The sequence below is a fragment of the Dermacoccus abyssi genome (assembly GCF_003515945.1).
In the GTDB taxonomy this organism is placed as follows: Bacteria; Actinomycetota; Actinomycetes; order Actinomycetales; family Dermatophilaceae; genus Dermacoccus; species Dermacoccus abyssi.
The window spans coordinates 85,481-100,568 of record NZ_QWLM01000003.1; the positions used below are offsets into that span (position 1 = coordinate 85,481).

15 protein-coding genes, 1 tRNA gene and 1 pseudogene are annotated in these 15,088 nt (G+C 67.3%); 10 read left to right on the forward strand and 7 right to left on the reverse strand.

What is annotated here, in order from left to right; all coding sequences use genetic code 11:
- Nucleotides 1-66 precede the first annotated feature (66 nt).
- The 4 genes and pseudogenes from D1832_RS03420 (at nucleotide 67) to D1832_RS03435 (ending at nucleotide 3,386) form a co-directional block, all read left to right on the forward strand.
- Nucleotides 67-854 (forward strand): annotated as a pseudogene (locus tag D1832_RS03420) (amino acid ABC transporter ATP-binding protein).
- Nucleotides 855-888: 34 nt separating this feature from the next.
- Nucleotides 889-1,716 (forward strand): glutamate ABC transporter substrate-binding protein, encoded by an 828-nt coding sequence (locus tag D1832_RS03425; protein WP_182434645.1) that lies wholly within the window; start codon nucleotides 889-891, stop codon nucleotides 1,714-1,716.
- 75 nt (nucleotides 1,717-1,791) lie between these two features.
- The gene (locus D1832_RS03430; protein ID WP_047312081.1) at nucleotides 1,792-2,472 is read left to right on the forward strand and encodes an amino acid ABC transporter permease; all 681 of its coding nucleotides are present in this window, start codon (nucleotides 1,792-1,794) and stop codon (nucleotides 2,470-2,472) included.
- Nucleotides 2,469-3,386 (forward strand): amino acid ABC transporter permease, encoded by a 918-nt coding sequence (locus D1832_RS03435; RefSeq protein WP_118912632.1) that lies wholly within the window; start codon nucleotides 2,469-2,471, stop codon nucleotides 3,384-3,386. The genes D1832_RS03430 and D1832_RS03435 overlap by 4 nt, the downstream gene beginning before the upstream one ends.
- Before the next feature lie 115 nt (nucleotides 3,387-3,501).
- Here the strand turns inward: D1832_RS03435 and D1832_RS03440 are convergent.
- The 5 genes from D1832_RS03440 to D1832_RS03460 all read right to left on the reverse strand — a co-directional run bounded on the left by D1832_RS03440 (nucleotide 3,502) and on the right by D1832_RS03460 (nucleotide 7,613).
- Nucleotides 3,502-3,574 (reverse strand) — tRNA-Asn (locus D1832_RS03440).
- A gap of 97 nt (nucleotides 3,575-3,671) precedes the next feature.
- A complete protein-coding gene (gene dnaG, locus D1832_RS03445; protein ID WP_118912633.1) occupies nucleotides 3,672-5,642 on the reverse strand; it encodes a DNA primase in 1,971 nt (656 codons plus the stop codon).
- A 62-nt stretch (nucleotides 5,643-5,704) separates the two neighbouring features.
- Nucleotides 5,705-6,979, reverse strand: coding sequence for a deoxyguanosinetriphosphate triphosphohydrolase (locus tag D1832_RS03450; RefSeq protein WP_338067285.1), 1,275 nt, complete (start codon nucleotides 6,977-6,979; stop codon nucleotides 5,705-5,707).
- On the reverse strand, nucleotides 6,925-7,338 hold the full coding sequence (locus D1832_RS03455; RefSeq protein ID WP_118912634.1) for a DUF3806 domain-containing protein: 414 nt from the start codon (nucleotides 7,336-7,338) through the stop codon (nucleotides 6,925-6,927). Before D1832_RS03455 ends, D1832_RS03450 begins: the two co-directional genes overlap by 55 nt.
- Nucleotides 7,338-7,613 carry a DUF2277 domain-containing protein gene (locus D1832_RS03460; RefSeq protein ID WP_118912790.1) on the reverse strand — a complete coding sequence of 92 codons (276 nt, stop codon included), beginning with the start codon at nucleotides 7,611-7,613 and terminating at the stop codon, nucleotides 7,338-7,340. The genes D1832_RS03455 and D1832_RS03460 overlap by 1 nt, the downstream gene beginning before the upstream one ends.
- Before the next feature lie 68 nt (nucleotides 7,614-7,681).
- Between D1832_RS03460 and D1832_RS03465 the strand changes: the two genes are divergently transcribed.
- On the forward strand, nucleotides 7,682-8,545 hold the full coding sequence (locus D1832_RS03465) for a sulfurtransferase (protein ID WP_118912635.1): 864 nt from the start codon (nucleotides 7,682-7,684) through the stop codon (nucleotides 8,543-8,545).
- Between the two features lie 82 nt (nucleotides 8,546-8,627).
- On the opposite strand, the gene mqo is transcribed toward D1832_RS03465, so the two are convergent.
- Nucleotides 8,628-10,130, reverse strand: a complete 1,503-nt coding sequence (mqo, locus tag D1832_RS03470) for a malate dehydrogenase (quinone) (protein ID WP_241510840.1) — start codon at nucleotides 10,128-10,130, stop codon at nucleotides 8,628-8,630.
- A 98-nt stretch (nucleotides 10,131-10,228) separates the two neighbouring features.
- A complete protein-coding gene (gene dusB / locus D1832_RS03475) occupies nucleotides 10,229-11,437 on the reverse strand; it encodes a tRNA dihydrouridine synthase DusB (protein WP_118912637.1) in 1,209 nt (402 codons plus the stop codon).
- Between the two features lie 71 nt (nucleotides 11,438-11,508).
- Here dusB and D1832_RS03480 point away from each other — a divergent pair, with 71 nt between their 5' ends.
- The 5 genes from D1832_RS03480 to D1832_RS03500 are packed head-to-tail and all read left to right on the forward strand — an operon-like array spanning nucleotide 11,509 to nucleotide 15,083.
- Complete coding sequence (locus D1832_RS03480) at nucleotides 11,509-11,838, forward strand: DUF6703 family protein (protein ID WP_118912638.1); 330 nt, start codon at nucleotides 11,509-11,511, stop codon at nucleotides 11,836-11,838.
- A gap of 43 nt (nucleotides 11,839-11,881) precedes the next feature.
- Nucleotides 11,882-12,844 carry a metal ABC transporter substrate-binding protein gene (locus D1832_RS03485; protein ID WP_241510841.1) on the forward strand — a complete coding sequence of 321 codons (963 nt, stop codon included), beginning with the start codon at nucleotides 11,882-11,884 and terminating at the stop codon, nucleotides 12,842-12,844.
- The gene (locus D1832_RS03490) at nucleotides 12,841-13,686 is read left to right on the forward strand and encodes a metal ABC transporter ATP-binding protein (protein ID WP_118912640.1); all 846 of its coding nucleotides are present in this window, start codon (nucleotides 12,841-12,843) and stop codon (nucleotides 13,684-13,686) included. Before D1832_RS03485 ends, D1832_RS03490 begins: the two co-directional genes overlap by 4 nt.
- Nucleotides 13,679-14,686, forward strand: coding sequence for a metal ABC transporter permease (locus D1832_RS03495; protein WP_118912641.1), 1,008 nt, complete (start codon nucleotides 13,679-13,681; stop codon nucleotides 14,684-14,686). The genes D1832_RS03490 and D1832_RS03495 overlap by 8 nt, the downstream gene beginning before the upstream one ends.
- Nucleotides 14,673-15,083, forward strand: a complete 411-nt coding sequence (locus D1832_RS03500; protein ID WP_118912642.1) for a Fur family transcriptional regulator — start codon at nucleotides 14,673-14,675, stop codon at nucleotides 15,081-15,083. Before D1832_RS03495 ends, D1832_RS03500 begins: the two co-directional genes overlap by 14 nt.
- Nucleotides 15,084-15,088: the final 5 nt, after the last annotated feature.

Genomic DNA, 15,088 nt, shown 5'->3' on the forward strand with positions numbered 1-15,088 from the left:
ACCGATTAGGTCACAGGTGAGCATCCGGTAGCGCTCATCAGTGCAGGCATGACTACGCTCACACCCATGACTGGAGCCACCACTGCCACCGAGCAGTCCGACATCCGGGCGAAGCGCGGCGAGCCGCTCGTCGTTCTCGAGGGTGTCAACAAGCACTACGGTGACCTGCATGTCCTGAAGGACATCAACCTGACGATCAACCGCGGCGAGGTCGTCGTCATCCTCGGCCCGTCGGGTTCGGGTAAGTCGACGCTGTGCCGCACGATCAACCGCCTCGAGACGATCGAGAACGGCACGATTCAGATCGACGGCAAGGAGCTTCCCGCCGAGGGAGCGGGCCTCGCGAAGCTGCGCGCCGACGTCGGGATGGTCTTCCAGTCGTTCAACCTCTTCGCCCACAAGACGATTCTCGACAACGTGACCCTCGGCCCGATCAAGGTGCGCAAGAAGTCCAAGGGCGACGCCGAGTCGCGCGCCATGGAACTGCTCAAGCGCGTGGGCGTCGACCACCAGGCCAAGAAGTTCCCGGCCCAGCTCTCCGGCGGTCAGCAGCAGCGTGTCGCCATCGCCCGCTCGCTCGCCATGGAGCCGAAGGTCATGCTCTTCGACGAGCCCACCTCCGCCCTCGACCCCGAGATGATCAACGAGTCCTCGACGTCATGGCGCAGCTGGCCAAGGAAGGCATGACGATGATCGTCGTCACGCACGAGATGGGCTTCGCCCGTCGCGCTGCCGACCGCGTCATCTTCATGGCCGACGGCGAGATCCTCGAGCAGGCTGAGCCCGAAGAGTTCTTCACCAACCCCAAGTCCGATCGCGCCAAGGATTTCCTCGGCAAGATCCTCACCCACTGACCCTCGGGTCAGGTCTTTTACCAGGAGGAAATCCATGATCAAGCGTGCAATCGCCACGGTCGGCGTCGCGTCCCTCGCCCTCGGCCTCAGCGCCTGTGGCGGCAGTGACGACGAGTCGAGCTCCGGCTCGGGCGACAAGGTCAAGATCGGCATCAAGTTCGACCAGCCGGGTCTCGGCCTCAAGGCCGGTTCCGATTACAAGGGTCTCGACGTCGACGTCGCCAAGTACGTCGCCAAGGAAATGGGCTACGAGGCGGACAAGATCGAGTTCGTCGAGACGCCGTCCAAGCAGCGCGAGAAGATGCTCGAGAACGGCTCCGTGAAGATGATCTTCGCGACCTACTCGATCACCGACAAGCGCAAGAAGGTCGTCTCCTTCGGTGGTCCCTACTTCATCGCCGGCCAGTCGGTCCTCGTGAAGTCGGACAGCTCGATCAAGAGCGTCTCCGACCTGTCGGGCAAGAAGGTCTGCTCCGTCACCGGTTCGACGTCGGTCGACAACCTCAAGGAGAAGCAGCCGAACCTTGTGCCCCAGAAGTACGACAAGTACTCCGAGTGCGCGGACGCTCTCGCCTCGGGCGCCATCGAGGCCATGACGACGGACAACACGATCCTCGCCGGCTACGCCAACCAGGACGCCTACAAGGGCAAGTTCAAGCTCGTCGGTGACCCGTTCACCGAGGAGAAGTACGGCGTCGGCCTGAAGAAGGGCGACAAGGCCACCTGCGAGAAGGTCAACGCCGCGATCAAGAAGATGGTCGACTCCGGCGAGTGGAAGAAGGCCGTCGAGGCCAACCTCGGCGCCGACTTCAAGTACGACACCAAGGTGAACCCGCCGAAGTCGTTCGAAGCCTGCTCCTGATCTATCTGACGCGGCGGGTGGGGCCGGTGAACTTTCACCAGCCCCACCCGCCTCGCACGTTCCGAAAGGCATTGCATGTCAACGCTTTTCAGCGATTATGATCTGCTGTCCGCGCTGTGGATGACGATCAAGCTGACGATTGCTGCGGCTATCGGTTCCCTCGTCGTGGGCACCCTGGTCGCCGTTCTGCGCATGTCGCCGGTGCCGATGCTGCGTTTCCTGGGCACCTCGTACGTCAACATCTTCCGCAATACGCCGCTGACGCTCATCATCCTGTCGTGCAACCTCGTGCTGTGGGCAAAGCTGGGTATCAACCTGGCTGACAGCAAGAGCCCCGACTTCTTCGACACGAACAACTTTCGCCTGGCGGTCGTCGGTCTCGTGCTCTACCACGCGTCGTACGTCTGTGAGTCGCTGCGTTCCGGTGTGAACACCATTCCGCTCGGGCAGGCCGAGGCCGCTCGCTCGATCGGTCTGACGTTCGGGCAGTCGCTGCGCGAGGTCATCCTCCCCCAGGCCTTCCGCGGCTCAATTGTTCCGTTGGGCAACGCCCTGATCGCCCTCACGAAGAACACGACGGTCGCCGTCGTCATCGGCGTGGCTGAAATGGCGGCAATGCTCGCGAAGGTCACCGAGGACGACCCGGGTCTGCTCAACCAGGCCTTCGTGGCCTCGGCGATCGCCTTCGTCCTCCTGACCCTGCCGACCGGACTTCTCGTCGGCCACCTCGGCAAGAAGTTGGCGGTGAAGCGATGAGCGCCGGAGTTCTCTTCGACGCGCCGGGCCCCAAGGCCCGCCGTCGTCACATGATCCTGACCGGGGTCGGTGTCCTGCTCTTGGCAGCCGTCCTCTGGGTCGTCTACAAGCGACTTGACGACAAGGGGCAGTTCACGGCCGCCATGTGGAAGCCGTTCACGGATCCTGAGCTGTGGAAGGAATACATCCTCCCCGGCCTCGTGGGCACGCTGAAGGCGGCCTTCGCCGGCATGATCGGCGCGACGATCTTCGGTGTCATCTTCGCGATGGCTCGCATGTCGCAGATCAAGCCCCTGAGCTGGGCCGCGGGTGTCATCGTCGAGTTCGGGCGCGCCGTCCCCGTCCTGCTCATGATGCTGTTCCTCTACGGCGCACTCACCCGCGGCGGCGCGGAGGACATCCACGCCTTCATCGCGACCGTCACGGCCCTCGTCATCTACAACGGTTCCGTGGTCGCCGAGGTCATCCGCTCCGGCGTCGACCAGCTGCCCAAAGGCCAGCGCGAGGCGGGTGTCGCGATCGGTCTGACCGACTCGCTGACGCTGCGTTCGATCCTGCTCCCCCAGGCTGTCACCGCGATGCTGCCGACCCTGATCAGCCAGCTCGTCGTCATCCTCAAGGACACGGCGCTGGGTTACCAGGTTCAGTACGGCGAGATGCTCTACAAGGGCAAGAACGCCTCGACGATCTTCGCCAACATCGTGCCGACGCTCATCGTCATCGGCACGATCTACATCCTGCTCAACTACGCGATCTCCAAGGTCGCCGTGCTCGCTGAGAAGTGGCTGCAGAACCGCGGCCGCGTAGCCGAGGACAGCGCTCAGGGCGGCGGCCCGGCGGGCGGCGTCACAGCCGGTGTCGCAACGGTCGGGGCCCCCGGCGTCGACCTCGCCGTACACAACAAACAGTTGTAGGTCGATCCCTCGACGAGGCCCCCACGATCTGATCGCGGGGGCCTCGTTCGTACCTGTTCACCTGCCCGGAGAAGGGCAACGAAAAAGGGCCGCTTTCGCGGCCCTTCTCGTTGTGCTCCCCCACTTGGACTCGAACCAAGAACCCTCCGATTAACAGTCGAATGCTCTGCCAATTGAGCTATAGGGGAATGCTTGACCCAGCGGCCCGAGCTCTCACCCGAACGTTTGGCGCGCCGTAACTGTAGCAAAGGTTTCTCAGCCGTTCATAATCGCCTTGCCACCGGTTCAGCGCATGCCGGCCTCACGCAGTCGGTTGAGCTGAGTCTGCAGTTCGAACAGCCTCGCGCTGGCCGCGCGGGAGTCGTCGGCGTAACCGCTCTCGCCCGGGTCCAGACGGCGCAGGCGGCCCAGAGCGTCGGCGATCGCCGCGTTGAGCGCGCCCTCCTGCACGTTCTGGATGAGAGCCCCGACGTAGCGCTCGTCGGGGCGCCCCGTCGTCGGGTCGAGCTTCGTCGGCAGGTCGCGCACGACGAGTTCGGTGAGCACGTCGTGCAACTGCGGGTCGGTACTCGAGCGAATGGCCTCGTTCCACGCCCCGATGGACGTCACACGTGACGGCCCGCCCGCCTTGATCGCAGCATCCAGGATGAACCGGTGCGCCGGTGCGCGAAGGTCGCCGGGGCGCAGTTGCTCGAAGACGGTGCCCTTCAACGACTCGGGGTACTGGAGCATCACCTGGAGCAACTGCCGCTCCCCCGCGATCGTCGGATCACGAGGATCCGGCTTGGGGATACGCGGACGCTCCGGCGCGACCGGGATGCCCGCGTCGGGGCGACTGGCTGTCTCGTTCTGCTGCTGCCCCTCAGGTGGACGCTGGGCCGTGGCACGCCGGTTCTCGTAGCGTCGAGCCGTACCGCCCTTGGGCGCGGTGCGAACGGCGGCGTTGAGCTGTTCGATCTCGACACCGATCCAGCCCGCCACCGTGCGCACGTACTCCGGACGCAACGTCGTGTCGCGGATGCCCGCAATGATCGGCGCAACAGCCTTCATCGCCGATACACGACCCTCGGCGTGGTCGAGATCGAACCCGGAGATCGTCGTACGCACCGCGAACTCGAACATGGGCACCGCGTCGTCGATGAGGGTTTTGACCGCCTCGTCGCCGTGGCGCAGCCGCAGGTCGCACGGGTCCATACCGTCCTTCGCGACGGCCACGAACGACTGGGACGCCCAGCGCTGATCCTCCTCGAACGCCTTCATCGCTGCCTTCTGGCCGGCTGCGTCGCCGTCGAAGGTGAAGGTGACACGGGCCGGCGTACCACCGGCCTCGTCCCGCATGATGCGGCGCAACGACTTGATGTGGTCGACGCCGAAGGCCGTGCCACAGGTCGCGACGGCGTTGTCGACGCCGGCCAGGTGCGCGGCCATGACGTCGGTGTACCCCTCGACGACGACAGCGCGGCGCTCACGCGAGATCGTCTTCTTCGCGAGGTCGAGGCCGTAGAGCATGTGGGTCTTCTTGTAGATCGGCGTCTCGCTCGTGTTGAGGTACTTCGCCTCGATGCGGTCGTCGTCGAAGATCCGGCGCGCGCCGAAGCCGACGGTGTCGCCCGTGATGTCACGGATCGGCCACACCACTCGCCCGCGGAAGCGGTCGTAGAGCCCGCGCGAGGACTGCCCCGCCAGACCTGAGGCCATCATCTCGTCGGGGTTGAAGCCCTTGGCCTGGAGGTGCGCGACAAGAGCGTCACCGGAACGCGGCGCAAAGCCGACGCCGAAGTGCTTGGCATGGGTGCCGTTGAAGCCCTTGGCCCGCAGGAAGTCACGCCCGGCGCGGGCATGCTCGCCCTTGTCGCCGATGAGCCGCTCGAGGTAGAACTCCTCGGCCACCCGGTGGGCCTCGACGAGACGCATGCGGCGCCCGGCCGGCTCGCGGTCGGGGCGCTCGCCCTCCTCGTAGCGCAGCTCCAAGCCGACCTTCGCGGCCAGACGCTCGACGGCGTCCGTGAACGTGAGGTGCTCGAGCTCCATGACGAAGGAGATGACGTCGCCCGACTGGCCACACCCGAAGCAGTGGTAGACGCCGACAGCGGGGCGCACGGTGAAACTCGGCGTCTTCTCGTCGTGGAACGGGCACAGGCCCTTGAGCGAACCGGCACCGGCCCGACGCAGCGTGACGTGCTCGGAGACGACGTCCTCGATGTCCACGCGGTCCTTGACGGCAGCGATGTCCTCCGCCTTGATGAGACCGGCCACGTCGCTCCTTCCGGGATCTCCACGCGTCCCCTCAGTCTAGGCGCGAGGGGTGTTCGCCTGGCTCAGTGACTGTGGACGCCGAGGCGCACGGCCCGGGCGTCCGTCAGGCTCGCCACTTGGTCCACGACGACGCGTAGCGCCTCCGCGTCCGACGTGGCGTGTTCGATGTCGTCGAGGAACATGGGGTCCATGTCGTCCGGATGCTCGGCGAAGTGCGCCACGAGCGCCTCCACGACCTCACGCTGCCGTGTGTGCTGTTCAACGCGCATCGGAGTGAACATGACGAAGTGCGCCGAGATTCCCTTGAGCACGGCCACCTGAGCGCGCACGTCGTCCGGGATGACGAGGCGTGCCTCGTAGCGCACGAGCGGGGCACTGCCGTAGCGCTCCCGCGTGGCGTCCTCGGGCGCTGCCGCGAAGCGTCCGACGAGGGTGCTCGTCATGTCCTTGAGAGCCGCGAGATCGCGGCGGGTGCCGTCGTACGTCGCTGGAAGGTCGTCACGCAGAACCCGTTCCAGCGCTTCGTCGAGGACTGCCGCCGGCAGGTCGGGCGCATACATCCGTGCGGCCACCTCGACGACAGCCGCCCGCTCCGCCGTGCCGTCGAGCGCCTTCAGGTCCAGGGCCTCGGCCGCGATGGCGTCCTCGACGTCGTGCACGCTGTAGGCCACGTCGTCGGCCCAGTCCATGATCTGCGCCTCGAGACACGTGCCGCCTTCCTCACCGTCACGCACGAAGTCGAAGACGTCGCGATCGTCCTCGTACACCCCGAACTTGCGGGAGCCCTCGGGGCCGTGGCCGCGCCGCCAGGGGTACTTCGTCGACGCGTCGAGCGTCGCCCGCGTGAGGTTGAGCCCGGCAGGGCGCCCCTTCGGGGTCTGACGCTTCGCCTCGAGGCGTGTGAGGAGTCGGAACGTCTGGGCGTTGCCCTCGAAACCACCGATGTCGTCGCACAGAGCGTCGAGGACCTGCTCACCGAAGTGCCCGAACGGTGGGTGCCCCAGATCGTGGGCCAAACATGCGGCGTCGACGACGTCGCTGTTGCACCCGAGAGCGTCTGCCAGTTCGCGCCCGATCTGCGCCACCTCGAGTGAATGTGTCAACCGGTTGCGAACGAAATCGTCCGTACCTGCCTGCCACACCTGCGTTTTCGTCGACAACCGGCGCAAGGCCGCCGAGTGGACGATGCGCGCCCTGTCGCGCGCGAAGTCATCACGATCGGAGCGCTTACGTGTCAGATCCTCGACGACGTAACGCTCGCGGTCGGCGGCGGTGTAGACGTTCAGCGAAGGGCCTCGAGCTGGTTGCGAAGGTCGGTGGCCCAGCCGTTGAGCCAGTCGCGGCGCATCTCGTTCCAGGCGTCTGCGATGAAGTCGCTGGGGAACATGATGCTCGACTCGTCCGGCAGGGAAAGACCCAGGTCGCGGCCGTCCGCATCGGTGATGACGCGCCACTCGAGGACGGACTCCAGCGTCAGCCACTGGCCGAGCGCGAAGCCGAGCATGGCGACGAACGGCGTCGGATCCTCACGCTCGTCCTCGTCCTGGTCAAGGACGTCGTCGACGTAGCTCTCGTACGCGCGATCGATGGAGCGGACATCCGTGACGTCGATGTTCCAGCGCGCAGCATCGTCGAGCCACTTTTCGAGCACCTCCTGCTCGGCCGGCCCCACGGGTTCGATGGTGATCTCGCTCATCAGCTGGCCCTCCCGTAGCGCACGCGAGCGCGCTCGCGCGCCTTGATCGCCTCGACCTCTCGGTCCTTCGGCGGCGCGTTGGTGACCAGGGAGTCGATGAGTTCGCGCGACGCCGCGGTGATCGCCTCGACGGCCGCCACGTACGCGGCCTCGTTGGCGGCGGAGGGCTTGGTGGATCCACCGATCTTGCGCACGTACTGCAACGCTGCGGCGCGCACCTCGTCGTCGGTGGCCGGAGGCTCGAAGTTGTTCAACGGACGGATGTTGCGGCACATGCGCATAGCGTTGCACATTCCGCCCACTACGACGGCAGTCGAGCGGCCCCGCCCACTACGCTGAGAGCATGACTCGCCTCCCGCACCCCCTGGTCTCGGCCACGCGCCTTAAGCAGCGCCTCGACGCCGGTGAACCCAGCACGCTGCTCGACGCGCGGTGGGTGCTCGGTGGCGAGTCGCAGCGTCACGCCTACGACGAATCGCACCTTCCCGGCGCACGCTGGGTGGAGTTCGATGACGCCCTCACCGGAACGCCGGGCGACGGCGGAGAAGGCGGCCGTCACCCCATGCCGAACAGGAAGAGCTTTCAGTCGGCCATGCGCGCCGCCGGCGTGATGAACGACGTTCCGGTCGTCGTCTACGACGCCTCCAACTCCCTGGCGGCCGCCCGTGCGTGGTGGCTTCTGCGCTACTTCGGCAAGCTCGACGTCCAGGTGCTCGACGGTGGGTTCGACGCCTGGGTCGCCGCTGGCGGCGACGTCGTGCCCGGCGAGGACACCCCCGCCGAGGAAGGCGACTTCGTCGCCACACCGCGCCAACTCACCGCCGTCGACGCCGAAGGCGCAGCCGACCTCGCAGACCGCCACCTGCTCATCGACGCCCGATCCCCCGAACGTTTTGCCGGCCAGAACGAACCGGTCGACGCCGTCGCCGGACGCATCCCCGGCGCCGTCAACATCCCCGCGCTGTCGAACGTCGGCCCAGACGGGCGCTTCCTGTCGACCGACGACCTCGCCATGCGGTTCACCGCCAAGGGCCTGCCCACGCACCAGCGCGTCGGCGTGTACTGCGGCTCCGGTGTGCAGGCCATGCACCTGGCTCTCGCCCTCGAAGTGAGCGGCGTGTTCCCGGACCCGGCCGTCTACGTCGGATCGTGGTCGGACTGGATCACCGATCCCGATCGTCCGGTCGAGAGCGACGCCTGGACCTGAGCCCCCGTTCCATCGACGAAACGGCCGTGGCCGCTCCCCGACTGATCGGGAGCGGCCACGGCCGTTCGGCGTGCGGTGTGGCTCAGACGCGCTTGGGCAGGCCCAGGGTGACGTCGGCCTCGGCCTCGAGCTCGAGCGCCTTCTCCGGCTCGGCCTTCATGTCGGTGCCGAGCGTCGGCATGACCGAGCGCAGCTCGTTCTCCCACGTGCTCCACTCGTCCTTGAACGACGTGCGCAGGATGTCGAGCGCGATCGGCACTGCGGTGGACGCACCCGGCGAGGCGCCCAGCACGCCGGCGATCGAGCCGTTCGCCGAGCTGATGACCTCGGTACCGAACTGGAGCGTGCCCTTCGTGCCCGAAGCGGGCTTGATGATCTGCGCGCGCTGACCGGCGACGAAGAGCTTCCAGTCCTCGCTCTTGGCCGTCGGGGCGAAGTCGCGCAGCGCCTCGATGCGCTTGGCCTGGTTGGCGATGAGGTCCTGCGCCAGCACCTTCGTCAGGCCCAGGTTGTCGAGACCGGCCGTCGCGATCGGCAGAAGGTTGTCACCGCGCAGCGACGCGAAGAGGTCGAGAACCGAGCCTTCCTTGAGGAACTTCGGCACGAGGCCCGCGAAAGGGCCGAACAGCGCGGTGCGCTGGCCGTCGATGATGCGGGCGTCGAGGTGCGGCATCGACATGGGCGGAGCACCCTCGGCGGCCTTGCCGTACACCTTGGTGTTGTGCTTCGAGGTGAGCGCCGTGTTCTCCGTCGACAGGAACGTGCCGGAGACCGGGAACAGGCCGTAACCCTTGACCTCGGGAACGCCCGCCTTGCGCAGCAGCTTCAGCGTGTAGCCGCCTGCGCCGACGAGCACGAGCTTCGTGCGCACCGTCTTGGCAGCACCGTCACGCAGGTTCTTGACCGCGACGTTCCACGTGCCGTCGGAGTTGCGCGAGATGTCGGTGACGTCGTGCTCGAGCTCCAGCGAACCGCCGCGGGCCGTGAAGTCGGTGAAGAGCTGTCGCGTCACGGCACCGAAGTCGACGTCGGTACCGCTCGGGGCATAGGTGGCGGCGATCTTCTCACCAGCAGGGCGGCCCTCGATGAGCAGCGGCGACCACTGCTCGATCTGGCCGTAGTCCTCCGAGTGCTCCATGTCGTGGAAGAACGGGTGCGCCGAGAGAAGACGGTGACGCTCACGCAGGAACTTCTGGTTCGCGTCGCCCTTGACGAACGACATGTGCGGCGTGTTGTTGATGAACGTGGACGGCTCACGCAGAGCGCCCTCGCGCACGAGCGAACCCCAGAAGGTCTTCGTCGTCATGAACTGCGCGTGGATGCCGATGGCCTTCGTGATGTCGACGCTGCCGTCGGGCATCTCAGGCGTGTAGTTGAGCTCGCACAGCGCCGCGTGGCCGGTGCCCGCGTTGTTCCAGCCGTTCGACGACTCCTTCGCCACGGCGTCGAGACGCTCGTAGACGCTCAGTTTCCACTCGGGGTGGACTCGCTGGATCATGGCCGCCAGCGTCGCGCTGACGATGCCGCCTCCGACGAGAACGACGTCCACGGACTCGGATGCGCTCTTCGCGCCCTCGTTGTTCACCCACATACCCCTTCACATCGCGTATTCAGGCTCTCCCGACGACGATACTCGGCGGTCACGACCCGCGGCCACTCGGTGTGCACGCTGTGACGCGTTGCTCAGCCGCCGGAGTTCTCCGCCTCGGCCTCGGCGACCCACGCCGCCTGCTGCGCGGTGAGGTCCTGCGTGTCGAGCCACCCCTCGGGCAGGACGACGCGTCGCTCGCTTCCGGCGCGACCGCGCGGCCCCTCCGCAGGGGCGCCGGGCCACGGCTGGTCGAGGTCGAGGCTCGCGATGAGGTCGTCGAGCGAGGCGAGCGAATCGACGAGCGCCAACTGGTGACGAAGCTGCGAGCCGACGGGGAAGCCCTTGAAGTACCAGGCGATGTGCTTGCGAATGTCGCGGCAGCCCTTGACCTCGTCGTCGTAGAACTCGACGAGGTACTCGGCGTGACGACGCAGCGTGGCGCACACCTCTCCGAGACCGGGGTCGACTCGGGCGTCGGAGCCGGCGAAGGCGGCAGCGAGTTCGGTGAAGAGCCACGGTCGTCCGAGGCAGCCGCGTCCGACGACGACGCCGTCGCACCCGGTCTCGGTGACCATGCGCAGCGCGTCGTCTGCGGACCAGATGTCGCCGTTGCCGAGCACGGGGATGCTCGTCACCGTCTGCTTGAGGTCGCGGATGGCGCTCCAGTCGGCGTGACCCGAATAGGCCTGCGACGCGGTGCGCGCGTGGAGCGCGACGGCGGCCGCGCCCTCGCCCTCGGCGATGCGGCCGGCCTCGAGGAAGGTCAGGTGGTCGGCGTCGATGCCCTTGCGCATCTTGACGGTGACGGGAATGTCGTACGGCGCCGCTTCACGGATGACCGAGCTGACGATGCCGCGGAACAGCTCCGTCTTCCACGGCAGGGCCGAGCCGCCGCCCTTGCGCGTCACCTTGGGTACCGGGCAGCCGAAGTTGAGGTCGATGTGGTCGGCGCGTCCCTCGCTCGCGAGGATGCGGGCCGCGCGTCCGGCGTTGACCGGATCGGTGCAGTACAGCTGGATCGAGCGAGGGTTCTCGTCCGGGTCGGTCTCGATGAGCTTCATCGTGATGGGGGTGCGCTCGACGAGGGCGCGCGAGGTGATCATCTCGCTGACGTAGAGCGACGTCGCACCGCTCGCTCCACCGGCCACGGCGCCCTCGGTGCCGTACTGACGACACAGGCGGCGGAAGGCCCGGTTCGTGATGCCCGCCATCGGCGCGAGCACGACCGGGGAGTCGATCGTGTGACGCCCGATCTGCAGGGGCGCGAGAACGGGCGTGGCGGGGCGGTCGAGAACAGTCATCGCGTCCCATTCTCCCACCTCGCAGCGAGTGCCCCGAAAGCGCGAGCGCGGGCGTCCACTACGCTTGTTCGGTGCCCGAGAACGAGTCCACGAACGACCAGCGCCCCGAAGTCTCCGTCAGTACGACGCGCGCGAAGGTGATGCACGCGTCCGACCCCGCCGTCGGCGCGATGGCCCGCCTCCCCCAGGGCGCCGTCGTCACCGCGTTCGTCGTCGTCATGCTGATCGGCATCGTCTTCCGGGGTGTCATCGGCGCAGTCTGTTTCGGCCTCGTCTCGCTCGTGCTGGGCTGGCTGCTCTACCTGTCGTGGAACCAGCTGCGCAACGTCGACCGTCTCGCGCGCGCTGCCGTCCTGTGCCTGACGGTGGCCGTCACCGTCGTTCTCGCCGTTCCCAAGTGATCGCTTTTGACAATGATTCTCACTTGAGGTGAGAATGGTTGTCATGCTTCGCACCTCACGCCTCAGCCTCGCCGCATCCGCCCTCGTCGCCACCACGGCCCTCACGGCCTGTGGTTTGGGATCGTCGAATTCGGGTTCGGGCGACAAGGTCGAGACGGTCGCGAGCTTCTACGCCCTGCAGTACGCCCTCGAGCGCATCGGCGGCGACCGTGTGGAGGTCTCCTCGCTGACGAAGCCCGGGCAGGAGCCGCACGACATCGACCCCTCGCCCAAACAGATCGCCGCGCTAGCCGACGCCGACCTCGCGGTCTACCTCAAGGGGTTCCAGCCGAGCGTCGACGCAGCCGTCTCCTCGAACGCAAAGAAGGACAAGACGCTCGACGTCGCACCCGACGCCGACATGACGCTCAAGCTGTCGTCGACCGAGAGTGTCGGCGGCGAGGCCCACGAGCACAGCGAGGGCGACGGGCACGACCACAGCGGGGACACGGACCCGCACTTCTGGCTCGACCCGGTGCGCTACAAGGCCGTCGTTCAGGCCGTCGGTGCGCGCCTGGCCAAGGCCGATCCAGAGGGCAAGGCCACGTACGAGACGAACACGAAGAAGATGGTGGCCGACCTCGACGCGCTGAACACCGAGTTCAAGAGCGGCTTGGCGAACTGCACGAACAAGACCCTCGTCTCGGGGCACGCGGCGTTCGGCTACCTCGCGAGCCGGTACGGTTTCACGCAGGTCGGCGTCAGCGGCGTCTCCCCCGAGGCCGAGCCCACGCCGCAGCGCCTCAAGGCCGTGGCCGCGTTCGCGAAGAAGCACGACACGACGACGATCTACTCGGAGACCCTCGTCTCACCGAAGACCGCCGAAACGGTGGCCAAGCAGACCGGCGCGAAGGTCGCCGTGCTCGACCCGCTCGAAGGTCTGACCGACGCGAGCAAGGGCAAGAACTACTTCGAGGTCATGAAGTCCAACCTCACAACGCTGAAGCAGGGACAAGGGTGCAAGTGAAGGACGACAGTGAGCCGGTGATCCGGCTGCGCTCGGCCGCGTTCGGCTACGAGGGGCGGGCCGTCGTCAGTGACGTCGACCTCGACATCAACCACGGCGAGATCATCGCGGTGCTCGGGCCGAACGGTTCCGGTAAGTCGACGCTGATGCGCGGCGTGCTCGGCCTCAACGACCACGTGAGCGGCGAGGTGGAGCTCTTCGGCACGCCCGCGGCCGAGTTCAAGGAGCGCACGCGCATCGGCTACGTGCCGCAGCGACACACGCTCTCGGGGTCCGTTCGGGCGACGGTCGAGGAGATCGTCGAAGCCGGCCGGCTGCCGCACCGACGCTGGTACCAGCGCGCGAGCGCCGAGGATCGTCGTCTCGTCGCCGAGGCCCTTTCCGAGGTAGGCCTCGCCGACCGCGCGCTCGCCGACGTCTCCACGCTCTCGGGCGGTCAGCACCGTCGCGTCCTCATCGCTCGAGCGCTCGCCGCACAGCCGGACGTCCTCGTCATGGACGAACCGACGGCGGGCGTCGACACGGCCAGCCAGGAAGTCCTCGCCGAGGTGCTCCAGAGCCTCGCCGCGACCGGTGTCACCATGGTGATCGTCACCCACGAGATCGAAGCGCTGCGCGGCGTCATCACCCGCGTCGTCAAGGTGACCCATGGGCACATCTCCTTCGACGGCACGCCCGGCGAGTACGGGCAGCGGTTCGCCCGCACCATCTCCGACGACCACCTGCACGTTCCCGGCGCTCACGACGCACACCACGACGCCGAGCACCACGTGCCCGGCCCGGGTTACGCCGTCGGACCGCTCGATCCGTCCCCACGCCACGAAGGAGGCCGACGTGGCTGAACTGTTCGCCCTCGACGCGATGCGTCACGCGCTCGTCGCGGCGCTGCTCGTCGGTGCTGCGGCGCCGGCGGTCGGCGTCTTCCTCGTCCAGCGCCGCCTGTCGCTCATCGGTGACGGCATCGGCCACGTCGCCCTGGCGGGCGTGGCCGTTGGTGTGCTCTTCTCGACGTCACCCATCCTGACGGCCCTCATCGCCGCCGTCCTGGCGGCGTGCGCCATCGAGTTCATTCGCCTGCGCGGCACGACGAACGCCGACGTGGCGCTGGCCGTCATGTTCTACGGCGGCATCGCGGCCGGCGTCGTGCTGCTGGCGCGCGCGGACAACGCGGGTCAGACGTCGATCAACCAGTACCTCTTCGGTTCGATCCTCACGACGGCCAGCGACCAGCTGTGGCAGTTCGGCGCCCTGGCGCTCGTCGCCGTCGGCGCCACGACGGTGCTGCGCAAGCGCCTTTTCGCCGTCGCGAACGACGAGGAGTACGCGCGTGCGGTCGGCCTCCCCGTCGTGCCGCTCAACCTCCTGCTGTCGATCCTCACGTCGGTGACGGTGGTGCTCTCGATGCGCGTCATCGGCCTGCTGCTCATCTCGGCGCTGATGATCCTGCCGAACGCGACCGGCCAGATCCTCGCCCGCAGCTTCCGCCTGACGACGGCGATCGCCGTGATCATCGGATGCCTCAGCGGCCTCAGCGGCGTCGTGTCGGCCTACTACCTCGACACCCCGCCCGGCGGAACGGTCGTGCTCGTGGCCGTCGGCATCTTCCTGGCCGCGTCCTTCGCGAGCGCCGTCATGCGTTCAACTCGGGCGCGGCATGCGCGTCGGGTCACGCATCACGCGCACGAGCACCGAGAGGGATGCGGACACCCGACGGTGCGCCACGGTGACCACGTCGACTACCTTCACGACGGCGAGTACCACGCACCGCACAAGGACCACTGGGACGCTCACGCGCCCGCCGATGCTGCGCCGAGCCCGAGGAGGCACGATGTCGACGCGTAAGCCCACCCGCCAGCAGGCAGCCGTCAGCGCCAAGCTCGACGAACTTGACGACTTCACCTCAGCGCAGGAGTTGCACGCACAGCTGCGTGCTTCCGGCGAGACGGTCGGCCTCGCCACCGTCTACCGCACGCTGCAGAACCTCGCCGGCGACGGCACCGTTGACGTGCTGCGTACCGATGACGGCGAGGCGATCTACCGCAGCTGCGCGACGTCGAAGCATCACCACCACCTCGTGTGCCGCAACTGCGGACACACGGTCGAGGTGGAGGGCCCGACCGTCGAGCAGTGGGCCGATTCGGTGGCCGCGCACCACGGCTTCACCGAGGCGACACACCAGATCGAGATCTTCGGATTGTGCGCGCAGTGCTCGACGCGGAAGACGCACGTCTCGCTCTGACATCG